22 protein-coding genes are annotated in these 21,705 nt (G+C 42.0%); 10 read left to right on the forward strand and 12 right to left on the reverse strand.

The window, feature by feature from the left end:
- Positions 1-159: 159 nt before the first annotated feature.
- Positions 160-1,536 (reverse strand): TIGR03503 family protein, encoded by a 1,377-nt coding sequence (locus ENH88_RS17500; protein ID WP_414704856.1) that lies wholly within the window; start codon positions 1,534-1,536, stop codon positions 160-162.
- Positions 1,537-1,544: 8 nt separating this feature from the next.
- On the reverse strand, positions 1,545-2,249 hold the full coding sequence (dnaQ, locus tag ENH88_RS17505) for a DNA polymerase III subunit epsilon (RefSeq protein ID WP_283710899.1): 705 nt from the start codon (positions 2,247-2,249) through the stop codon (positions 1,545-1,547).
- Positions 2,250-2,317: 68 nt separating this feature from the next.
- On the opposite strand from dnaQ, the gene rnhA reads away from it, so the two are divergent.
- Positions 2,318-2,785 (forward strand): ribonuclease HI, encoded by a 468-nt coding sequence (gene rnhA / locus ENH88_RS17510; protein WP_304184194.1) that lies wholly within the window; start codon positions 2,318-2,320, stop codon positions 2,783-2,785.
- An 87-nt stretch (positions 2,786-2,872) separates the two neighbouring features.
- Positions 2,873-3,736: an MBL fold metallo-hydrolase gene (locus tag ENH88_RS17515; RefSeq protein ID WP_304184196.1), complete on the forward strand. Its 864-nt coding sequence runs from the start codon at positions 2,873-2,875 to the stop codon at positions 3,734-3,736.
- Here the strand turns inward: ENH88_RS17515 and ENH88_RS17520 are convergent.
- Complete coding sequence (locus ENH88_RS17520) at positions 3,707-4,465, reverse strand: class I SAM-dependent methyltransferase (protein ID WP_304184197.1); 759 nt, start codon at positions 4,463-4,465, stop codon at positions 3,707-3,709. The two genes, ENH88_RS17515 and ENH88_RS17520, sit on opposite strands and share 30 nt — an antisense overlap.
- Before the next feature lie 52 nt (positions 4,466-4,517).
- Here ENH88_RS17520 and gloB point away from each other — a divergent pair, with 52 nt between their 5' ends.
- Positions 4,518-5,303, forward strand: coding sequence for a hydroxyacylglutathione hydrolase (gloB, locus tag ENH88_RS17525; RefSeq protein WP_304184199.1), 786 nt, complete (start codon positions 4,518-4,520; stop codon positions 5,301-5,303).
- 137 nt (positions 5,304-5,440) lie between these two features.
- Complete coding sequence (locus ENH88_RS17530; protein WP_304184200.1) at positions 5,441-7,027, forward strand: LysM peptidoglycan-binding domain-containing protein; 1,587 nt, start codon at positions 5,441-5,443, stop codon at positions 7,025-7,027.
- 67 nt (positions 7,028-7,094) lie between these two features.
- On the opposite strand, the gene ENH88_RS17535 is transcribed toward ENH88_RS17530, so the two are convergent.
- From ENH88_RS17535 to ENH88_RS17545, 3 genes are read right to left on the reverse strand one after another with little or no spacing between them, the layout of a single operon-like run.
- Positions 7,095-7,544: a flavodoxin gene (locus ENH88_RS17535; protein ID WP_304184202.1), complete on the reverse strand. Its 450-nt coding sequence runs from the start codon at positions 7,542-7,544 to the stop codon at positions 7,095-7,097.
- On the reverse strand, positions 7,544-8,308 hold the full coding sequence (gene truC / locus ENH88_RS17540) for a tRNA pseudouridine(65) synthase TruC (RefSeq protein WP_304184204.1): 765 nt from the start codon (positions 8,306-8,308) through the stop codon (positions 7,544-7,546). The genes ENH88_RS17535 and truC overlap by 1 nt, the downstream gene beginning before the upstream one ends.
- Positions 8,301-8,621, reverse strand: coding sequence for a YqcC family protein (locus ENH88_RS17545; RefSeq protein ID WP_304184206.1), 321 nt, complete (start codon positions 8,619-8,621; stop codon positions 8,301-8,303). Before ENH88_RS17545 ends, truC begins: the two co-directional genes overlap by 8 nt.
- Positions 8,622-8,724: 103 nt before the next feature.
- On the opposite strand from ENH88_RS17545, the gene ENH88_RS17550 reads away from it, so the two are divergent.
- Both ENH88_RS17550 and ENH88_RS17555 read left to right on the forward strand, forming a co-directional pair.
- Entirely contained in the window at positions 8,725-9,753 is a 1,029-nt protein-coding gene (locus ENH88_RS17550; RefSeq protein ID WP_304184207.1) for a DUF3549 family protein, read from the forward strand.
- Positions 9,754-10,053 (forward strand): DUF3301 domain-containing protein, encoded by a 300-nt coding sequence (locus ENH88_RS17555; protein ID WP_304184209.1) that lies wholly within the window; start codon positions 9,754-9,756, stop codon positions 10,051-10,053.
- Positions 10,054-10,757: 704 nt separating this feature from the next.
- Here ENH88_RS17555 and ENH88_RS17560 read toward each other — a convergent pair.
- Positions 10,758-11,399, reverse strand: coding sequence for a GNAT family N-acetyltransferase (locus ENH88_RS17560; protein ID WP_304184210.1), 642 nt, complete (start codon positions 11,397-11,399; stop codon positions 10,758-10,760).
- A gap of 153 nt (positions 11,400-11,552) precedes the next feature.
- On the opposite strand from ENH88_RS17560, the gene ENH88_RS17565 reads away from it, so the two are divergent.
- The 3 genes from ENH88_RS17565 (at position 11,553) to ENH88_RS17575 (ending at position 12,928) form a co-directional block, all read left to right on the forward strand.
- A complete protein-coding gene (locus tag ENH88_RS17565; protein ID WP_064668351.1) occupies positions 11,553-11,786 on the forward strand; it encodes a DUF2789 domain-containing protein in 234 nt (77 codons plus the stop codon).
- Between the two features lie 89 nt (positions 11,787-11,875).
- Positions 11,876-12,145, forward strand: coding sequence for a hypothetical protein (locus tag ENH88_RS17570; protein ID WP_304184213.1), 270 nt, complete (start codon positions 11,876-11,878; stop codon positions 12,143-12,145).
- Between the two features lie 9 nt (positions 12,146-12,154).
- Positions 12,155-12,928: a Zn-ribbon-containing protein gene (locus tag ENH88_RS17575; protein ID WP_304184215.1), complete on the forward strand. Its 774-nt coding sequence runs from the start codon at positions 12,155-12,157 to the stop codon at positions 12,926-12,928.
- Positions 12,929-12,996: 68 nt separating this feature from the next.
- Here ENH88_RS17575 and syd read toward each other — a convergent pair whose 3' ends face one another.
- Entirely contained in the window at positions 12,997-13,536 is a 540-nt protein-coding gene (syd, locus tag ENH88_RS17580) for a SecY-interacting protein (protein WP_304184217.1), read from the reverse strand.
- A 59-nt stretch (positions 13,537-13,595) separates the two neighbouring features.
- Between syd and queF the strand changes: the two genes are divergently transcribed.
- Positions 13,596-14,441 carry an NADPH-dependent 7-cyano-7-deazaguanine reductase QueF gene (gene queF / locus ENH88_RS17585; RefSeq protein ID WP_304184219.1) on the forward strand — a complete coding sequence of 282 codons (846 nt, stop codon included), beginning with the start codon at positions 13,596-13,598 and terminating at the stop codon, positions 14,439-14,441.
- A 53-nt stretch (positions 14,442-14,494) separates the two neighbouring features.
- On the opposite strand, the gene ENH88_RS17590 is transcribed toward queF, so the two are convergent.
- The 4 genes from ENH88_RS17590 to ENH88_RS17605 form a co-directional block, all read right to left on the reverse strand.
- Positions 14,495-15,328: a peptidylprolyl isomerase gene (locus ENH88_RS17590; protein ID WP_304184267.1), complete on the reverse strand. Its 834-nt coding sequence runs from the start codon at positions 15,326-15,328 to the stop codon at positions 14,495-14,497.
- A gap of 80 nt (positions 15,329-15,408) precedes the next feature.
- Complete coding sequence (locus ENH88_RS17595; protein ID WP_304184220.1) at positions 15,409-16,236, reverse strand: hypothetical protein; 828 nt, start codon at positions 16,234-16,236, stop codon at positions 15,409-15,411.
- Positions 16,237-16,249: 13 nt separating this feature from the next.
- On the reverse strand, positions 16,250-19,936 hold the full coding sequence (locus ENH88_RS17600; RefSeq protein ID WP_304184221.1) for a translocation/assembly module TamB domain-containing protein: 3,687 nt from the start codon (positions 19,934-19,936) through the stop codon (positions 16,250-16,252).
- Positions 19,936-21,639, reverse strand: a complete 1,704-nt coding sequence (locus ENH88_RS17605; RefSeq protein WP_414704857.1) for an autotransporter assembly complex protein TamA — start codon at positions 21,637-21,639, stop codon at positions 19,936-19,938. Before ENH88_RS17605 ends, ENH88_RS17600 begins: the two co-directional genes overlap by 1 nt.
- Positions 21,640-21,705: the final 66 nt, after the last annotated feature.

Raw genomic sequence — 21,705 nt, forward strand, 5'->3', positions numbered from 1 at the left:
ACTCGAACCCGCGACCCCCGGCGTGACAGGCCGGTATTCTAACCAACTGAACTACCACTCCGCATTTTCGTTGCTGTCTGAGTCTCCCCTGACAGCGGCGTGAATAATACGAACCAACCCCTACTTCGTCAAGGGCTTTTTTGTTTTTTTATAGGTTTTTTAGTCATCTGACATCGAAAGGTTTAAAATTTCACCGGATCTATCACTTTTTGAACCATTTTTGTCGAGTTCTTTTTTTTCATTACTTTGCGGCTCATTTTCAACTGCTGGTTTTTTCTGCAAAAATGGCAGCTTAATTTTTGGTAGCAGCGATTTTTTCTGAACAAAGACACGAATTGCCAACCAACCAAGCAGCAAGATCAGCAGATTTCCACCCACAATTAGACCTATCAATGTCATAGTTGCCATTGATTCAGCTTCTTTAGCGACTCTTTCTATCTCTTGTTGCTCTGCTTCACTAATAATAGGTGCTGGTAATTCAGGTACCACTTCGATTGGTCGCTCTATTTCAAACCTATAAGTGGGTAATGTCGCCATAAATTCACGGCCATTCACATTAGTGCCAAAAACAGACAGTTCAACACTGTATCGTCCCCAATCATAATTTTTAATTGCCAATTCGCGGGTCAGGCCTGCATTAGCATCAAGGGTAAACATTTGTTCTTCATTATTGGGGTAATAAATTTTACCTTGGATCAATACCGTCTCTGGCTGCACTATTTGCTTATCGAGGGTAATGGTTAATTGATGTTCTTGAAAGTCATCCTCGGCAAGTGCAATGCTATAACTAAAAGGCGGCTCTTTTACTTCGATAAGATCTTGTACAACGGTGCGCTTTAATATTGGCGTTTCTATATAAAGTTCAGGTCGCCATTGTCCAGCAGGAAAGGCTAACTTAAATTCCCCGGTAAAAACACCATCTTTGGGGCGTTCATCAAAACCACGCCCGTCATCTTTAAATTCTGCAACATTGTGGGTACCTGCACCAAAATTAGCAAAATCACTGTTGTTGGTACTTATAAAATCAACGTGTAGGCTAACTACATCGCGAAATAAGCCGCTGTTTATCGGCTGGCCATCGTTTAAGATCTGCCCAGTAATTTTCACGGTTTCACCACGAAACAATAGCGCTGGCAATGGCTCAACTTGCAGCTCTACTTCGCCTAGCACCACAATTCTGCTTTTCGGTAAAATGCTACCAACAACTTGCCAAGGCCCCGCCATTGGCTGCTTTATGGTAATAAGGTCGTAGCTGAGTTCATCAAACCATTGCAGGTTGTCATCTTTTCTTGCTGACGTTGCATAATATTTACTGCCATCAGGTTTTACTAATACGACCGCGGGCGCACCCGGTTTACGAAAAAACAATAAGGTGATTTCATCAACTTTATAATCGATTCGAAAACGATTTTCCAATAACGGAATTTCATTTTGCTGCCCGTTACGTTGCAATAAAGTTATTTTATCTTCACTGGTTGCATTACTGGTACTTGGTAACATCATTACCAAGCACACAGCTAACAGTATGCTTCTCATGTTTTGCCTTATTCGGCACGCCATAAACATTGGCTACCGACTATATTTAATCGTTCTTCATGAGCGAGTTGCTCATCACTACTGGCATGCAGTACTACCAGCGGTGCGCGGTTTGGATTTAAGCGACGCAGCTCTTTTTGCTGCTGTTCACTGCCTTGGTTTTTATTCTGATTAAGGTTGAGCTTTACTTGCCCACCGGTCATCGCTAAATAAACGTCGGCTAAGATCTCAGAATCCAGTAACGCGCCATGTAAGGTACGTTTAGTGTTATCTACATCATAACGACGACATAACGCATCAAGATTGTTCTTCTGACCTGGATGCAAGTCACGCGCCATTTTGAGGGTGTCGAGAACTTGGCAGTAATCATGGGTTTTTTGGTAACCTTGATTAAGTAACGCAAATTCATTATCCATATGCCCGACATCGAACGGCGCATTATGAATTACCAGCTCTGCCCCTTTAATATAGTCGAGAAATTCTTGAGCGATTTGATGAAATAGCGGTTTATCACGTAAAAACTCGTTAGTGATACCGTGAACATCAATGGCTTCTTCTTCACTTTTACGTTGCGGATTAATATAAACGTGAAAGTTATTGCCGGTTAAACGGCGGTTAACTAATTCCACGCAGCCGATTTCAATAATACGATGCCCCTGTTTAGGGTCGATGCCGGTGGTTTCTGTATCTAAAACTATTTGTCTACGTGCCATATCGAATTTAACCTGACTCTGGTATCTTCCTATAATCACTTCATTGTACATAAGATCAAGGGAAAACAGTGCAAAAAACCGTAGAGATTTACACCGATGGTTCGTGTTTAGGTAATCCGGGCCCAGGCGGTTATGGTATTTTTATGTTTTATAATGACCACGAAAAAAAATTAAGCCAAGGTTACACCCTCACCACTAATAACCGCATGGAAATGCTCGCAGCGATTGTTGCACTTGAAAGTTTAAACCGCCCTTGTGAGATTAACCTCACCACCGACAGCCAATATGTCAAGCAAGGCATCGAATCCTGGCTTGCAAACTGGAAAAAACGCGGTTGGAAAACGGCCGCAAAAAAACCAGTGAAAAATGTCGATTTATGGCAGCGTCTGGATGCAGCTTGCGCCCGTCATAACATTACCTGGAAATGGGTAAAAGGCCACAGCGGCAATAAATACAACGAGATTGTTGACGATTTAGCCCGTGATGCAGCAGGCAGTAAAGACTTACTTGTCGATGAAGGCTATAAACCGGAATAATCTAATTCAAAAAAATCACCGCAAAGCATTTAACACTATCCATTATATGATATAAGATTTAGCTATATCATATAACGGAGTTGTTTAATGTCTATTTTAGTCGAGTCTTTTTTTCATCAACAAAGTGCTACCTTTAGCTATTTAGTGTCTTGCAGTCTCACTAAGGCGGCCATGTTGATTGATAGCACTGCAGACTTTGACGCCGCTAGCGGCATCTTGAGCTTTAAAACCGCAAATGACATTATTCGCCACATAGCTGCAAACGAGCTGGTGCTTGAGTGGATCTTAGAAAGTCATGCCCATGCCGACCACATTACAGCGGCAAGTTATATCAAACAGCAACTTGCCTCTAGCCATCCTTGTAAGCTCGCAACAGGCAGCAAAATAACACAAGTGCAGCAACACTTTAGCCGTTTATATGATATTGATATGCCCTGTGACGGCAGCCCTTTTGAGCAACTATTTAACGATAATGACAACTTTATGCTTGGCGAGTATAACGTTACGGTGATCGCAACACCCGGGCATACCCCAGATAGCGTTTGTTATTTAGTGGAGGGTAATTTATTTGTTGGTGACACTTTCTTTATGCCCGATAGCGGCACCGCGCGCTGTGATTTTCCAGGTGGCAGTGCCAAGCAGTTGTACCACTCATTACAACGGATACTCGCTTTACCAGATCAAACCATATTGTGGATGTGCCATGACTATCAACCAAATGGCCGCGAGTTAGCAAATAAAACCACCGTTGCGCAACAGCGTAATAGTAATATTCACCTGCAAAATACGGAGCAAGGTTATATTCAAACTCGGCAAACACGCGATGCCACTCTTAATGCCCCTGCTTTACTTCACCCAGCAATACAAATGAACATTCGCGCAGGGCAATTACCGCAAGCACAGCAAAATGCGCAACGTTATTTAACTATCCCGCTCACGGTGCTGCTTTGAGGTTTGACGTAATCCGGCACCTTTCACTGGCGCAAACTGAGGACGTGCGTGCCATTTAGGTTTTATTGGTGTCAATGGTGCTACTCGCTTGCGGGCCACCAGCATATAAACACTGCCCATCGGTTTTAAATATTGCTTAGTAAAACGGCGCCATGGCGAAAACCGTGACAAGCGATTCCCCCGCGCGAGTGATGAATAAATAAAACGCTCATCACTAACAATTTCAAAGCCAAGCAAATTAAGCCAGTCTTTGACACGTGCAGGGGTAAAAAAACGTCCTGTCCACGGCAGCTTTTGACCGCTAAACGGCAATAACTGCGCCAATCCACATAAGCTAAATGGATTAAAGCCAGTGATCACCATATAACCACCTGGTATTAAAGTGCGGTGCGCTTCACGTAATATATGATGCGGATCAGAATGATACTCTAAGCAATGGCTTAAAATACATGCATCAACACTGTGCTCGTAAAATGGTAACTCATCAATATCTGCAATCACGCCAGTAAATGGCCCTGACTCTGCTACACACACTTGATGTTTTATCGTGCTTTTGCTGGTATTGAGTTCACCACTCAAATTTCCCAGTTTTAACATGTGATAACCAAACATACGCGGTAACCACTTATCTATTTTACGTTCTATATCACTACGTAAATAGTCGCCATGAGGAAACTCTTGCCAAGACAGTGGTTTGGGTCCTTCTTGAAAACTAAGGGCTGGTTTCATACGCTGAGCTCGTTATACTATCTAATATCGTCACTTTATAGAGCAAAGCCACATGGTGCAAGTCAAAGCAATTAAAGCCTTTTCAGATAATTATATTTGGTGTATCAGCGAGCCTAGCACGACTCATGCATGGGTGGTTGACCCAGGTCAGGCAGAGCCCGTGCTCAACTATTTAACACAGGCAGGCTTAACCCTTGCGGGAATTTTAATTACCCATCATCATTATGACCATACTGATGGCGTAAATGCCTTACGTGAAAAATTTGCCGATATTGATGTCTACGGCCCAGCTAATAGCCCATTTAAAGGGATCACTAAAGCGCTAAACGAGGCTGATGTGATCACTGTCCTTAATACTGAGTTTACGATTATTACCACCCCAGGGCATACCTTAGATCATATTTGCTATACCAATCCTGCGCTTGCTTTTACCGGCGATACCTTATTTAGCGGCGGCTGCGGACGTTTATTTGAAGGAACCGCGGCGCAAATGCAGCACTCTTTTGATAAATTAAAAAAATTACCCCCAACGTGTGAAATTTACTGCACCCATGAATACACGCAAGCAAATTTAGCCTTTGCGTTGGCAGTTGAACCTAGCAACCGCGATTTAATTGAGCACGCGCAGTGGGTAGATACTCAGCGCCACAACAAGCAAATTACCTTACCAAGCACGCTGGCGTTAGAACTAAAAATCAACCCTTTTATGCGCACTGATATTGCGGGAATAACGGACCACTTACCTAAACAATATAATCCGTTTACAAAAAACACATTACAAAATAATGAACCTTGGCAAAACTTTGCAGGTCTTAGAACCTGGAAAGACCACTTTTAAAACAATAAATTAAAAATAATCAAGCTATTATGATTTTTATACAGTGATTATTGCAGTTTTTAAATGGTCAAAAAGTGGCAATGTTAGCTCATTACGGGTAGTATTCGCCGAGTTTTTTACCTGATGTATTGGTATTTATGAATAAATCTCCCCTCGTTTTAGCCTTGGCACTGGTGCTAAGTGGTTGTCAAACATTGACATCAACACAGTCTGACGACGCTATTGCCAAGCAAGCAACGCAATCGCAACTCGAAGGCGCAAGCCCGAATGACATTAGCGAAGCATTGATGATCAATGCGCAATACCATCAAGTGAATGATGTCGATGAAGCGCCACCCGTTTTTGATGATGTATGGGAGCGAATTCGTTACCAATTATCAATAGAAGTACCGCAAAACCGCCCAGTGGTTGCCGAACGTAATTATTACGCAAAGCACCAAGCTTACCTAGATCGCATTTCAAAACGTGCTGAGCCTTACCTACATTTTATTGTAGAAGAAGTTGAAAAGCGTAATATGCCAATCGAGATCGCATTACTGCCGATTGTAGAAAGTGCCTTTGATCCATTTGGTTATTCAAACCGCAGTGCATCGGGAATTTGGCAATTTATGCCGCAAACCGGTGAGCGTTTTGACTTAAAACAAAACTGGTGGTACGACGGCCGTCGCGACATTGTGCAATCAACTCGCGCCGCACTCGATTACTTATCTTATTTACACAAAACCTTAGATGGTGATTGGCTTAACGCCATTGCTGCTTATAACTCAGGTGAAGGTCGTTTGTTACGCGCGATAAAAAAGAATCGCAAAAAACATTTACCGACCGATTTTTGGTCGCTTGATCTGCCAACCGAAACCACCGCCTATGTACCTAGATTACTTGCACTGTCTGACTTATTAAATCGCGCTGATGAATTTGGCCTAAAATGGAACCCAATCATCAATGCACAAGTTGTCGAAGCCGTTGATATTGGTTCACAAATTGATCTGGCATTGGCAGCCCAAATGGCAGATATCAGCCTTACCGAACTGTATCGCCTAAATCCTGGCTTTAATCGCTGGGCAACGGATCCAAATGGTCCACACTTTTTATTATTGCCCACCGATAAAGTTGAACAATTTCAAAGTTTATTAGCGAAAACTGAAGTTAAAGATCGCTTGCGTTGGCAACAATATATTGTCGTAAACGGTGACAGCTTATCGGTGATTGCGAAAAAGTTTGCAACCAGCACCAGTGCAATCAAATCGCTCAACAAGCTCAAATCAAATACCATTCGTGTTGGCCAGCAGTTATTAGTGCCGTTAAGTGACGGCGCAATTAATAGCGAACATTTACCCGAACAAGTGCGTTTGGCAGCAAATAAAAACAGCCAAAAAAAGCTCTCTCACACGGTTAAAAGTGGCGATACCTTATGGGATATAAGCCGAGAGTACGACGTTACGATTAATGAACTGGCAACATGGAACAAGCTTAAAAAGAACAGCGTATTACGATTAGGGCAAAAGTTAACGGTTTATCAGAGCGCTAAGACCTCTCAGACAGCGTTAGTCAGTAGCAACCGGACAATCACCTATAAAGTTCGCCGTGGTGACTCACTGGCGCGCATTGCCGATAAATTTAACTTAAGCGTAAACGATATCATTAAATGGAATAACCTTACAGGCCAAAAGTACTTACAGCCTGGGCAAAAGTTAAAGCTTAAAGTTGACGTAAAAAGTACCTAGTTAACACTTAACTCAAAACGAACAAGAGCGCATAAGCGCTCTTGTTCGTTTTTGGTATGCATCATCGTTATTGAGGTAATTTAGTTAACCAGTCTTGTAACCATGGCTCAGCCACAGGCCAAGGCTCAAAATCTTCGCACGCATCAATTTCTAAACGATGGCCAATCGGTTTAGCTTGCAAGTCACGAAATAACTCATCAAAACTGCGTCCAGCACCACAAAAGGTATCGCCATAGCTTCTATCACCCATAGCTATAATGCCGTAAGGCTTAGCGGTTAACATGGGAAAAGTGCTATTCAACTCGTTAAAAAAACCAGCGAGATTATCGGGAATATCGCCTTGTCCGGTAGTCGAGGTGATCACTAAAATATGTGTGGCTTGCTGAATATCCGCAATGCTTGGTTGATCGACTAAATTTACGCTGTGCCCTGCTTGTTCTATTGCGTCAATAACTTCGTCACTTAAGCGCTCAGCGCCACCGTAAACACTGCCTACAAAAATGCTAATAGTCGCCATTAATAATCCTTCTCTTGATTTGGCCAGCCTAGTTGAGTACAGATGCTTAGCATTGCCTCCCCCAGTGGCGCTGTAATGTTTATTGGTTGCTGAGTATAAGGGTGCACAAAGTTAAGCTCAGTTGCAAATAACATTAAGCGGCGCAGTGCAAAATGCTCCCTAAAAAACTGATTATGTTGATTGTCACCATGATTTACATCACCAATGATCGGTAAAGATAAGTGTTTTAAATGACGGCGAATTTGATGCTTACGCCCTGTTTTAGGAAAACACTCAACCAACGAATAGCGAACTGTAGGGTAGTTACCAATGGGGATAGGCAGCGTTGCTTGATACAAACAATTAAATTGTGTTTGCGCTTGTTGCGGTGCTTTATCTTGTGCGGCAAATTTATCCGCTATTTTATCCAGCTGTTCTTTTAGCGGTTTGTCTAAAAATACCGATTCAGGGGCAAAACCACGCACTAACGCTAAATAACGTTTAGTAATTTGATTATCAATAAATAGCTGATTGATGTCTCGTGCGGCCTCAGAACTTAATGCAAACAGTAATACGCCCGATGTTGGTCTATCTAAGCGATGCACTGGAAACACATGTTGACCAATTTGATCGCGCAGCATCTGCATCGCAAATTGCGTTTCGTGTTTGTCTAAAAATGAGCGGTGCACTAATAAACCCGACGGCTTGTTAATCGCGATATAGTTTTCATCACGATACAAAATTTCAAGCTCAGCAAACTCAACAGGGGCTAGACGTTCATTCATTATTACTTCCTAATAACTGATCAAGCTGGGCTAACAATCGCGTCACTGCTGCGCCACCGCTTTTGTGCGCTAACATAAGTTCCGCCATTGGCGCGATGGCAAAGTTAGCTGGTAACGGCTGAGCGTGGCTGACCAATAGCTGCATTTTTTCAATAAATACAAATTGCAGCCATTGTTCAAAGGCCATGGTATCGTGACAAAAAGGTACGGTTGAATTTAACGCTTGCACAGCCAGCGGCTCATCTTGCCACAATTGGTGCTGCTTCAATAAGCCTTCCAGTTGCGTTAAATACGCTTGGATCTGTTGGTACATAACCACCTACAATCATAAATATTGGCTAATTATACCCTGTTCCCTCAGCGCCTGCTATGGCGTATAATTTACAGAATTTTGCAGTAAAAATCAGTGGATCATTATGACCGAGCAAATCGCAACTTTAGGGCAATTACTGGATGGCGCAGGCACCACATGGCGCGTTTTTGATATTGGCAGACATATAACTAAACTAAATAAGAAGCAATTTTTCGCCATTGAACAGGCGCAAGTCCCCTATCCTTTTCCTTTAGCAGGTCATGCTTGGTTAGCCATTCAATTTTGGGATAGTAAAGCCAGCAGCGAGCCCTATGTATGGTTCTTAAAATTTCCAGTGGATGAGCAAAGTAAGCTGGTTTGCGCAAGCCGCGACCATTTTGCCAATATGGTGATTGAAGCAATTGGTAATGACTTAACTGGCAGCCAAGCAGATGGTAAGCTTGATAATAACCCTTACGTATTTACCCCCAATGCCAATAAATTAGCCGCTTTTAACGCACAATTAAAAGTGCTATTAAAACAACCAGCTTCACAATATTATGAATACAGCCAATTGTACTTTAGTGGCAAACTAGGGTTTGATAATTGGCAAAGTGTTGCAGTGCAAGGCATTGCTGATTTTGCTCTGCGCTTGGATGATGATAACAACCTAACCGCGTTGCAAAATGCCTGGCAGCAGTTGCCAGCGGAGGTATTACAACCACTCAGTGCCATGCTTGAACATGTTGAAATTCCCCCTGTATTGAGTGAGCAACTGTTAAGTTATGCTCAACAAGCCATTGCACAAAAAGACACATTAGCACTGTGCTGTGCTTTACGGGCGATGTCAAAAGCACAAGCGCAAACACTGACAGCCCAGTTAGTTGATACTATTTTGCAATCAGCAGTTGCCACGGAGCCGGATGTTATTCAAACCATAGCTGGACGCTGCTTTAATTTACTGAGCGACCCTGAACGGTTACATATTTTTATGGATAACTGCGCCCACCAGCAACAAATTGAAGAACTTTTTCCAAGTATTTTCGCGGATTTAGTTGCAATACCCAATATTCGCCCGCACTTATTAGGTTTGTTACGTAAAGAAAATCGCAGCGAAACCCTCGCGCGCGCAATTGGAAGGTTATTCTCGTAAATGGCAAGTTTATGGACATTCATTATCATTGGTGCGGTTATTTATCTGTTTTGGCTTAATCGTAAAGTGGCAGAAGCCGCAAATGCACATGCCAAACGGCAAAGCGAACAACTGCAAGTACAGTTAATGAGTGTCGCCTGTATTAAACGCCGCTTTGGCTTACTAAAAAGCGGCAAGCCCGGTATTAAGAGCGAGTTTATATTTGAGTTTTCCAGTGACGGTGAGAGCGTTTATCAAGGAGTGTTATTTATGGAAAATGAAATGCTAAAAAGTGTGGTGGTGCCACCGCATAAGATTTAGTAGCGAGTTAGAAAGTTAGCGAGTTAGCGAGTTAGCGAGTTAGCGAGTTAGCAGCGCACACTGATGTTTAATCATTTCACGTCAACTATAAAAAACCAAGGCGTAACATGTAGTTACGCCCCAATCTGACTTCATCCATAACAAGGCATCCATACCTATGCCGAAGCAACCATTTTTATCTTTCCCCTGAACGGGTATATATCCAAATACACCCTCACATTGCATCTATGCAATATCCTACACGTCCTAGTGTCATCCTCTTGCCAGCCTGGCCGTCCTACGTTTACAAACGCTCCTATTACTTCCTGTAATATAATCCTTTGGGCTATCCTTATCATTAGCTCCGCTAATGTACCGCATCCTCGCGGTGTCCTAGTTCATCCTTGCATCCGTGTTAACTTGTCCATTTGCATCCTGCTAAGCTTCATGCTTAATTGCCATAATCCATTTCCTTGGCAGTAGCTCATTCATTGAGTCTATGTCGTCTTGACAAAGTAAAGTTTAAAGCAAAGCAGGCTCAAGGGTAGTTACAAATAACAATAATTTTCATGTCACAATTTTGCAAAAATAACATATATGATAAAAAACAATAAGTTAAACCTTTAGCTACACTATTTATAGAGGAATAAACGGCTAAAGCGCACGATAATGTAGGATATCTCTCACAGTGATATTTCCATAATGGCGTTTATGCCGAATCAATGTCATTGAGCTGATTTAAACAGCAGTTCACCTTGTACATTACTAAACGTTAGGTGTTGTAAAGACACAAACCCTTCGCTGGCAAAAAATGCGCTATGCTGATCTTGGGTAACAAAAACCGCCATTCCTGAAGCATCTTCATTGCTTTGCACTAAATCATTTAAACCTCGTAATAAGTAACGGCCAATACCTTGACCATGAAAGTGAGGGTCAACCGCAATAAATGCTAAAAAATAATAGTTGCCTTGCGTAATGAGTGCATTGCGGATCGTTTGCTCTTTCTCAATCAATTGATTAGTTTGTAAATAACCTGCGCTGAGCATTAATTTCAAACGCCAATGCCAATAACGCTGAGCTTGCAGCTGACTTGATGATTCGAATACACACGCAACCGCTTTTAAACGATCATTTTTATATAAACCAATCAGCGGCTGTTTTTCTTGCCAAAATGTGTTGAGTTCTTCGCGGATCAAAGCACGCAGTTTTTTTTCATAAACCGCTTTATTCGCCTCACTGTAATTAAGCATAGGTTGCAATAGCGGATCATCATGATAGGCTTGATAAATTAAACTCGCTGCGATACTAATGTCTTCTGCGGCAATATACTGCACACGCAATGTTTCATTGTCAGTCTCTACTGTCATGACTCGTCCTTATTTTTATTTTGATTTTTTCTATAGCAACAGCTATAGGTATATTCCTATCTGCGTTAAAAGGCAAATTCAGCGGGTGTTAAACTCTAACAACCCATCATAAAGTTCGATTACTGTTTTACCGTTATCATCAAGGAGCATGACATGGATACTACTAAACACGATATCAATACACTCTTCAAACAACTTGGCTTAGCAAGTTCAGAGAGTGAAATTGATACTTTCATTGCTGCTCATTCATTACCCGACACCACATTGCTGCAAGACGCGCCATTTTGGGATCAAGCACAACGCCACTTTATTGCTGAGTCATTAGCAGAGGATGGTGATTGGAGTGAAGTGATTGACGAACTGGATGTACGTTTACGCCAGCAGTAAAAGTACTTGGCTACTGCCAACCAGCTGTTATTATACCCGGCGCAGCACATCTGTGTGCTGTGCCTTACTTTAAAGAGTTTAAAAATAGAATGAATGCTGTTGTTTTTGATGCAATCAAAGCCCTTCTTGACGAAGGCAAAACCCCTACTGTCGCTTTAACTAAAAGTAAACTAACCCAACCGATCCCATTACCTGTTATTATTGCCGCTGTAAGCCAATATAAAAATAATCCAGATTCTATCCATAACTTGGCAAAATCCACCAATGTTGCAGTTGAGGCTGTCAGTGATGTAAGTCAACTTGATCGTATTGAACAAAAGCTCGATCGCTTACTCGCCTTACTCGAAAATAAAAACTAGAGACTTAACATGTTTGTTGTTGATTTAACGTTTGATTGTTACCAAGATACGACCCTTGAAAATGCCGAACAAGCAATAAATCGCTTGGTGAATGCATTGCGCTTTAACGGCCAAATAATGGGTGAAGAATTTCCAACTGTGCTAAAAGATGGCTACTTCATTACCCGCGTTATGTGCCCGACCAATGATGCAATGCACCCACTTAACAACAGCCCGTTTGTTAAACACAGTATTGATAAACTTCACGATGCCGGACTACTGGCCCCTAAAGTCAAAGTCATTGGTCAAGATATTCACTCTAACGGCGCCGATCAGTGTCATCAACCATCGAGTTATATTTTATATACCACCTATGTTCATACATGCAGTCCATTGTATTGTGGTGATGACTTTTTACCCGTTCCGTTGTTTAAAATACCTGCCATTGCCAATGGTGATTATAAAACCTTAATAAAATGGCAAGAAGATTGGCAAGCGTGTGACCAAATTCAAATTAATGGCGCAACACGCTGTGAATTTCCTGCCTTGGATGAAATATCAAACCTTGATAGCGATCTTTCGCGCCGTGGTAAAGACATCGCCAAACGAGTTAGTTTTTTAACTAAAAAACCGGTGTATTATTACTTGTATCGGGTAGGCGGTAAAGACAAAGCATCTGAGCTGGAACGTAAATGCCCAGCTTGTAATAACGATTGGAAGTTACCTGAATCATGGTTTGGGTTATTTGATTTTAGATGTGAACCATGTGGTTTAGTGTCAAATATATCGTGGGATTTTCAGTAACCATTAGTCTTTGCGTACTAGAGATTAAAAAGCGCTGCGGAGTAGCGATTACTCCGCGGCACAAACACTTACACGGTAAGTGCGGTTATAAAAGAGCCAAGATCAGCGCTAAGCACATGATGGGGTTTTTTACCTACATACTCTAAACACACTTCACCGGTGTCTAACAACACCGAAACCAATAAGTCTTCTTGATCAGTGAGGCCAATAAATACGGTCGCTGGCTGTTTTAGTTTACGCTTCATCAAGACATGACCGGTTATATTTTGCTGCAATAAATCAAAATCATCATCGCTCCATGCTTGCAATAACTCCACGTCATGACCATCAATGTTGGCAATAATACAACCGCCGAAAAACGCACCATAGTACTGTTGCAGCGCTTGAGGAAACTCAAGCTCTAGCGCCTTGGCTAAGTCAGTTAAAGAGCCGCTAGGAGTGCGAGCTATCGCTTGCCATTGGATCAACCCTTGCTCATCTGGGTGGCCAACTTCACACGGGCTTGGCCAATCACTGTCATGTTCAATCTGTGGTAACTTGCCGGTTTGCGCTTGTTGCTTACTGGCAAAGCGTTGATGGAGTTGTTCTAACTGGGTAACAATAGTCATGCTGTGAAACTCATAAGCTTTAGGTATAATGGCGCTATTGTAACTACAAAAGACCTAATATGACAGATTACAGCAACGCACCAGAATTAAAAGACAGTGTGCTTGGTCAAGCAACTGAGTATGTTGATACGTATACACCTAGCCTACTGTTTCCGATCGCCCGAAAACTTAATCGCGATGATTTAAACATTGATGAAAGCGCCCTGCCTTTTCAAGGCCAAGATATTTGGACCGGCTACGAGCTTTCATGGTTAAACCCAAAAGGTAAGCCCGTGGTTGCTGTAGCAAGCTTTGAATTTCCCTGTCAGAGCAGCCATATTATTGAATCTAAGTCTTTTAAACTGTATCTAAATAGCTTTAACCAGACTCGTTTTGATTCAGTTGATGATGTTGCCGCCATTTTAACCGCCGACTTATCAGCTGCAGTAGCAATGCCTATTACAGTCACTTTATACAGCCCCGCAGATTATAACTGTTTGCCATCTACACCCTTACCGGGTGTGTGTATTGATGAGTTAGATATAGAGATCACTGACTACCAGCTAGGCGCTCATAGTTTAAAAGCAGCGAGCAGCGAGGTAATAACCGAAACGCTGCACAGTCATTTATTAAAATCAAACTGCTTGATCACCTCGCAGCCAGATTGGGCAAGCATTATTATTCGTTATAGTGGTGAGCAGATATGCCATGAATCATTGCTGCGTTATTTAATTTCGTTTCGTACTCATAACGAATTTCATGAACAATGTGTAGAGCGTATTTATTGCGACTTAATGGCGCAATTGAATTTAGATAAGCTTGAAGTGTACGCCCGTTATACCCGCCGTGGTGGCCTTGATATCAACCCGTATCGCTCTACGGATCAGGATATCACGCCATTTAATGTGAAAATAAACCGTCAGTAATAGCCATTTTATTGTATAAAACCCCGAGCGCGCTCGGGGTTAATTTTAACTCGCTAACTTTCCAAGTCACTGACTCTTTTCGTCGGAATTGGCATACCACAAACATCAACATAATTAGGCGTTTCAACAAACCATGCTTCAGAGCGATTTTTTCGTGCTTTGATCAAGGCTAAGAATGCGGCAGAATCAGTACGCATGACCTTAAATTGGCTATTATCTTGCTTACTAATATCCGCTAACACTTGCAGATCCGTGATCGGGTTAAAAGCAGCGCCGGTATTAGCAGTGCGAGATAAACGATTAAAATGCTCCATCCCCTCTAACACACGGCCAAACACGGTAATATTACGATCCAAATAACGCGGACCATGGCCTATGGTGACATAAAACTCAGTGCCGCCGCTGTTAATATCGTTATCCCGAGCCATCGCAAAAATACCATTGCAATGCACTTGCCAAGTTTGTGTTTGTGCATCGTTTTGCGCCACGGCAAAGCCATTCAAAAATCCGGTAATAGCGGCGTAACCATCACTGTGGTCAAGTTCGGTAATATTTACGGGGCTCGGGGTCGTTAAATAAAACTCTGCGGGTATCGCTTTAACGGCGCTTTTGACTGGCTTTTTACCACTTTCATCGCCACCTTGTGCTACAAAACCTTCCACAAAGCGATAAACATTTAAATCCTTATAAAAACCCTCACGAGCAAGCTGTTTGATATTTTGCGTGTGTTTCGGTGCAAGCTGTGGGTTAAGTTCAATATAAGCAGCGCCTGTTGGCAGTGTGATTTTGATAATATTGTCAGCATCCACTACCCGCCACTGCTGCTGCGTTGCTTGACTAATAATTGCCGCCGCCGTGGGCTGAGTATCGGCTTGTGCCACATTCATTTGGCTAGCTAATAAAGCAGCGCCAATAAGCGATAATTTTTTAAACATGTTGCACCTATCATTATTGTTATGGCGTTAGATTATTTGGTTAAGCTGCTTTTATCAAGCCAAAACTGCGGCTGATAAATTGGCGCACTGTGTGGCAGTAAGGGATTCATTAGTTCAATAATACGGCGATTTTTCAAATCAGCTTGTGCAATAGTGGCAGCAAAATATTCGAAAAATAGCGTGTCGAAAGAACCATCAGCAATCGCAGCTAATAGGCCATCTTGCAGTAATTTGTGTAGTGCTTGATTATTTTTTGCCACAAAAAAATACACCGCTGATGGGTAACGAATAGCAATATGCGACTCGTGAATAATATCATCGCCATGATTTTTGGGTAAATCAAAGATATCGTATGGCAGTGCATCAATACGTCCAGAGCGCAACATTGCGATTGGTTCGGCGCCCATCCCATACATTAATGTATCTAACTCATTCCGTTTAAAAATAGCGGTATCCGGCCAATCTTCCCGCAAACCAAATACAAACGGAGTCAGTTGTCTTGCATGGGTTACCGCTGCAAACATGTCTTTATGACTAATATGCACCACAGGAATGCGATAACCGAGTAACCCTTTATCTATCGGGATCAAAATTGCTTTGGCCTGTGTTTCCCACTCTGAGCTCGTTACTCCCCAAAACACATCTATGCCATTTTCCTTACCCAATAAACGAATAGCTCTGCTTTGTGAAGGAATATCGGGCACTTTATTAGGCACCATAGTAATAGCTGACTTACTGAGTATCAACGCTAATAACTCTGCAGGATAAGGATGGCCATCAGCAGAGTAACGAATCGTTAATGGCGTGTTAGCCAAACCACTAAAGGAGATCAATAAGCAAGCTAGTAGCAGTTTTTTCAACGTCTCTTAGCCCTTAATCTAGATCAAATTTATATAGAATATCAACGTTCTGATATAGGCCACTGGTGATTTCAATATAGAGCTGCGACAGTAATTGGTAGCGTACTGCCACTTCACTTAGCGAATCAAAAATACCCACGCTGTATTTAACTTGAATACCAGGTGCTACATAACCAGAAATTTCCACTTTGGTTTCATCACCACTGCCTTTTGAACTCAAGCTGACATCCGATAGACCGAACGTTTCTCCCACTTTTGACACCATCCCTTCACTGCGACTCACTCCTTGCGCGAGTAATAACTGCGTCAACATCGCATCGGTGGAGCTATCCCCTTCATCTAAGGGTCGGCCATTTAATAAATAAGCCAATGATTGCGCTTGATCCATTGCAGGCTCAGAAAACACCTTTAATACCGGTTGCTCAATGTTACCCGTTAACGTGATCCCGGCAATCACATCATTAGCGGTATTCTCTGGGTTGCGGATCGCTTTAATATTAAGGAATGGTTTATCTATCGGACCGCTAAAACCAATTTGCCCGGTACGGATAAGTAAATCTTGGCCAAAAGAACGATAAGTCCCTTCACGTAAATTCAACTCACCGGTTGCGATCATCGGAGTTTGCTGATCCATTTTGATTGATAAATCACCTTCAATTTTAGACTCCAAACCAAACGAATCGATACGCACATCATTTTCAACAATCAGCTTAAGGTCAATATCGTAGTCAAACGGTACCGCTTGAGTTTGCTCTGCTTGTTTGTCGATAATAATTTCATCATCACTAACTTGCACCGCCCCCTCTGGCAGCTCTTCAATTTCGATCCGGCCATACGGCACAACAACTTGTCCCGCTAATTTAAAGGCATTATCGGCTAAGCCAATCTTTAAATCCGGTGATATTTTAAATGTTACACCTTGCTGAGCACGTACATAAAACTGTTCGCCAAGCACGGCTAAGTTCACTGCAGGCTGTGCACCTTGCCAATCAATATCACCCACTAAGGCTAAATTACCGCCTTGTGCATCGTTTAATTTACCGTCAAGGGTGGCTTTGGTTTTATCAAAAGTAATACTGATATTTGAATCAACAATAGCGACAGGAAGCTGATCGCCTTGTAAATTCACATCAATGACTTCCAGTTCACCGTTAAGTAACGGGGCACTTAGTGTGCCTGCTAAGGCAATTTGACCACTGATACTGCCTTTTAATTGCTCAAGCGTGCCAATAAAAGGCTGTAAATCCGTTAATAAAATTTTATCAATCATTAGCTGCCCGCTCAGTAACTGTTGGCCAGTTAAATCGTCAGCATTCACATCCGCATTGATATCACCAAGTACTGTGGAGCTCAATCGAGCCTCTAACTTAGCATCACGCGGATCTGCTATGGCATTGAGGGTGAATGTTTCTATTGGTAAGCGATAACGTTTTTCTTCGTTAATAAGCGTCGCGGCCAAATCATGAGAGTTTATTGTCGCGGATAAACTTTGTAATTGACTAGCTTGCCAATTTGCCTTGATCTGCCCCGCAAAACCACCTTCGGTAATAATGTTTTTAGGCAATAAATGTTTAATTTCGGCTAAATCAAAATTCTCTAACTTGGCATTAAGCTGCCCAAGCTGTGCGGTTTGCTTGAGTAGCTCAATACACAGTTTACTGTTGGCACTTTGCCAACAATGTTGCTGTACGGAAAAATCACCATTATCAATATTAAATTTAATTGCAACAGCAGGTTCAGTAGTAAAATCAATTACATTATCGCTCAGCAGCACATCAGTTAGGCTACCTTGCCACACATTGTTAGTAAATTTACCAGCAACCTCAAGTTGGGCTTTTCCCTCTACAGCAGCTAAATCAAGTTGTAGTTGATGGTCTGTTTTATCCCCTGCTGCTGTAATAGTAAAACTGTTAATTTGCTGCCCAGCTACACTTGCATCTGTTACTTTTAAGCTCACATTAGTTTGCCAATCAGCGGCATAGTTAAAGTCAGTTTTTACACTCAAATCTTTAATAGTAATATCAGCAAAACTTAAATCACGTAGACCAACATCTAAATTAACAACTGGTTCTAAACGCGCTCCTGATATAGCAAGCTTTCCTTCACCAACACCAGTAAAGGGCTGTTTCTTTTGTGCTGATTTATTTAAATGGAGTAAGCCTTTAATATGCCATTGCTCGGAAATATCACCCGACAAGGCGAGTTTATTTTCACCACTGACAAGCTCAAATTTCTCAATACTGGCATGCAATGAATTATTTAAATCAAAATCGGAGACAAAGGTAAATGGAATATCATCAACCGTACCGCCAAGTTGAGTATCGGTCATTTTCAATTGCCACTGCTGTTGCGAAGCACTAAATACGCCGTTAAATTGCCCTGACAAATCACTCGTTACAGTGTCAGTTAAATACTGTGCTTTCAAGTTAGCGAGTTTTCCTGAAAACTCACTATAAATTCCCTTATCCCAACGCGCAGATGCTGTCATAGTGGCTTTACTTTCATTTGCGAGTACTGACAAGTTTTCAACATCGATATGCGTTAAGCTGCCTTTGAGCGCACTTTCCAACTGCACTTTAGGGTATGCCGCTAATTGACTCTGCGCCATTAGTTGCAATGTATAGTCATCGGCATTTCCTGCACCGGTTAACTGCACATCATTTATTTTTAAATTATTACTATCCACCTCAAGTAGCCACTGAGTAATATTTGCACTCATTGAAAAAGGGAAGTTTGTGGTTTTTAAATCTGCATTTATTTTTGCAGTCAGTGGATACTGCCCTTGGGTGATCACATCCAGCTGTAAGTCCCGTAAGTCACCAGCTACAGCCAAAGCGACTTGATGTTCAGGATTAGTGAGTGTTAGCTCTGCTGTAATTGCCGTGTCATCGGCTAAGTTTGCTGTTAATTGGCTAGCCAAATGCCATTGTAAATAGTCAGCACTGAATGACGGCAAGAGCAGTTCGCTTTTGTCTATTGCAAAAGAGCCTTTAATATCGGTAATTTCGTGGCTTTGCTCTGCTTGTACCAGCGTGATTTTAGCGATAAATAGCTGCTCAAGTTTTGCAGCCAGCGGTGAGCTAAAATGAATATCCGGCAAAGCTGCAAGTGCAGTTAATGGCTCTGCTGGAGCGGCTTGAGTCTCTTTAAGTAGTACATCAATCTGTGCAATGGTTAATGAGCTTAAGGTGACAAGTGATTGTTCAGCGGACGCTGACAAAACAAACTTTTTCACTGCGACGTCAGCACTGGCATGGGCAAGTTCAAACGAGGCTATTGCGATCCGTTTTATCGAAATTGCCAGAGGTAAGCTAATCTCATCAGTCGTACTCGTATCAGCTGGCTCTGCTAATACTGGCTCATCTTCAGCCACGGCGGGTGGTGGCTCTGGCAATACCAGCGCAATGCTCTGTGCACTGATGTTTTCGATGCAAATACCGTTGCAGCCCCACCAAAATAAATCAACTTTTAGATTTTTTGCTTTGAAATCAAGGCCATCTTTTTGAAACTCGACGTCAAATGAATCGTTATATAAGAACCGGCCGTTTTTGATCGTTACCTGCAAACCATCAACAAGTTTATTAGCACTGTAGGCAATAAACTGATTGCCTGGCGCGGTAAATAGCACACAAAAGACTAACACCAAGATTGATGCAAAAAAAAGTGTCAGTGCCGCGGTGATTTTTTTCATTTTTGACATTAAATTTCAGGCCCTATAGTAATACTTAGTCGCGTACTCTTACTTTCTTTCGTCAGTCCCCACGCATGATCAATTCGAACAGGGCCTACTGGCGTTAAATAGCGAATACCAAAACCAGCCCCCACTTCAACGCGATCTGTAAAGTCATTGGTCGCGGTGCCACTGTCAACAAATAAGGCTGCTCGCCAACTTTCGGCAAACTGGTAATTATATTCAACCGTACCTGTCATTAAGTATTTACCACCAATCAAACGACCGGCTTCATCTTCAGGTGATATTGATTGATATGCAAAACCACGCACACTTTGATCACCACCGGCGTAAAAACGCAATGAAAATGGCACATTGTCAATATCATCCACTAACATGGCACCAACATTAGCCTTTAAAAACAATAAATGACGATCAAGATAGGTTTGTAACCACGCATTTTGGATCTGTACTCTGACGATGTTGGTCGTGGAAAACAGGTCTTTTAAACCAAATTCTGCAGATAACAACCACTGATAACCCGATGTTGGCGTTGTGCCTCCTTCGGTTTGTTTTTTTGCATAGCTGATCCCTGGCATTAACATTTTAGAACTTTGTTCTTCATCACCAATGCGGTAAGTCTCTCGGTCGCGGCGCAAAAATGCAGTACGTACCCAGTCGTCATCCGTCAGCCATTGTCGTTGTATTTGTCCCGTTAAAATTTTACTGTAAACATCGTTAGTTAACTCATCTTCGAGTTTATAACCGGCTGAAAAACGCCATAAGTCATCATTAGGATCGTCAACAGGGATCGTGTAGCCAAGCGAGATATCTTGCTGACGCTCTGATACATTTAAATTACTTTCAAGATAGTGACCGTTTTCTGTGATCCACGGTTTAGTCCATTTAAAGCGCACTTTAGGGCCTAGATCGGTACTATAACCGCCACCCACTTCATAACTATTGGCAGGCTTGTGTAGCACGTCAACTCTAATCGGTACTTGTTGATCCGCACGATTAGATATATCAGCATACACACGTACACTGGCAAAATACGGCGTGCTAGATAACGCTAAATTGTATTCCGATACTAAAGTCGCTTTATACGCTTCCCCTTGTTTAAATTTGGCTAAAGAACGAATGTATTTTTCAGCTGGAGTTTGCTCACCTAACACGAGATCACCAAATTGATAACGAACACCGGTATCTATCGTTAAGATCACCTCAGCACTATTATTCTTTAATGAAATAGCCAACTGGCGTGCTTGCCACTTCACATCGAAGTAGCCTAACTCAAGCAATTGCCCTTCAATTTTTTTACGTGCAGCATCGTAATGACTGTGATTTAAAATATCACCCTGTTTTAGCGCAATACTGTTTATGGTTTGCTTAAGTAATAAGTCATCTTCACCAGCGCCATTTACGGTTATACGCACATCAGCAATACGCGTCACCGGACCGCGGTCGATTCTTGCAATCAGTGTTTGTGTGTCATTGTCATAATTAAGCTTAATAACAGGTTTATAATAACCAAGTGCTTTTAAACTACTGGCAACTTGTTTTTTTGCATGACTTAACAAAGTACTGGTGGCTTGTTCACCTTCTAATTGCTTTAAGTACAGCGCAACATTCTTTTCAAGCAAGCCATCAATACCATTTATTTCATAGCTATTTACAACTTGTGCGGCCGCAAATAGATTAAATGAAAACAACAAAAATAAACCAACTGTAATGCGAGTTAATATCCAGCTAGGCAAGTAATTTCCTTACTTAAAAACGATTTATCGATAATGAAAGAA

The organism is Pseudoalteromonas prydzensis, from assembly GCF_011050055.1.
Classification (GTDB): domain Bacteria; phylum Pseudomonadota; class Gammaproteobacteria; order Enterobacterales; family Alteromonadaceae; genus Pseudoalteromonas; species Pseudoalteromonas prydzensis_A.

Bases quoted from the DNA above. Each gene is read 5' to 3' on its own strand.
- ENH88_RS17500 (WP_414704856.1), bottom strand. From the start codon at position 1,536: ATGAGAAGCATACTGTTAGCTGTGTGCTTGGTAATGATGTTACCAAGT.
- dnaQ (WP_283710899.1), bottom strand. From the start codon at position 2,249: ATGGCACGTAGACAAATAGTTTTAGATACAGAAACCACCGGCATCGAC.
- ENH88_RS17515 (WP_304184196.1), top strand. From the start codon at position 2,873: ATGTCTATTTTAGTCGAGTCTTTTTTTCATCAACAAAGTGCTACCTTT.
- ENH88_RS17520 (WP_304184197.1), bottom strand. From the start codon at position 4,465: ATGAAACCAGCCCTTAGTTTTCAAGAAGGACCCAAACCACTGTCTTGG.
- gloB (WP_304184199.1), top strand. From the start codon at position 4,518: ATGGTGCAAGTCAAAGCAATTAAAGCCTTTTCAGATAATTATATTTGG.
- ENH88_RS17530 (WP_304184200.1), top strand. From the start codon at position 5,441: ATGAATAAATCTCCCCTCGTTTTAGCCTTGGCACTGGTGCTAAGTGGT.
- ENH88_RS17535 (WP_304184202.1), bottom strand. From the start codon at position 7,544: ATGGCGACTATTAGCATTTTTGTAGGCAGTGTTTACGGTGGCGCTGAG.
- truC (WP_304184204.1), bottom strand. From the start codon at position 8,308: ATGAATGAACGTCTAGCCCCTGTTGAGTTTGCTGAGCTTGAAATTTTG.
- ENH88_RS17545 (WP_304184206.1), bottom strand. From the start codon at position 8,621: ATGTACCAACAGATCCAAGCGTATTTAACGCAACTGGAAGGCTTATTG.
- ENH88_RS17550 (WP_304184207.1), top strand. From the start codon at position 8,725: ATGACCGAGCAAATCGCAACTTTAGGGCAATTACTGGATGGCGCAGGC.
- ENH88_RS17555 (WP_304184209.1), top strand. From the start codon at position 9,754: ATGGCAAGTTTATGGACATTCATTATCATTGGTGCGGTTATTTATCTG.
- ENH88_RS17560 (WP_304184210.1), bottom strand. From the start codon at position 11,399: ATGACAGTAGAGACTGACAATGAAACATTGCGTGTGCAGTATATTGCC.
- ENH88_RS17565 (WP_064668351.1), top strand. From the start codon at position 11,553: ATGGATACTACTAAACACGATATCAATACACTCTTCAAACAACTTGGC.
- ENH88_RS17570 (WP_304184213.1), top strand. From the start codon at position 11,876: ATGAATGCTGTTGTTTTTGATGCAATCAAAGCCCTTCTTGACGAAGGC.
- ENH88_RS17575 (WP_304184215.1), top strand. From the start codon at position 12,155: ATGTTTGTTGTTGATTTAACGTTTGATTGTTACCAAGATACGACCCTT.
- syd (WP_304184217.1), bottom strand. From the start codon at position 13,536: ATGACTATTGTTACCCAGTTAGAACAACTCCATCAACGCTTTGCCAGT.
- queF (WP_304184219.1), top strand. From the start codon at position 13,596: ATGACAGATTACAGCAACGCACCAGAATTAAAAGACAGTGTGCTTGGT.
- ENH88_RS17590 (WP_304184267.1), bottom strand. From the start codon at position 15,328: ATGAATGTGGCACAAGCCGATACTCAGCCCACGGCGGCGGCAATTATT.
- ENH88_RS17600 (WP_304184221.1), bottom strand. From the start codon at position 19,936: ATGTCAAAAATGAAAAAAATCACCGCGGCACTGACACTTTTTTTTGCA.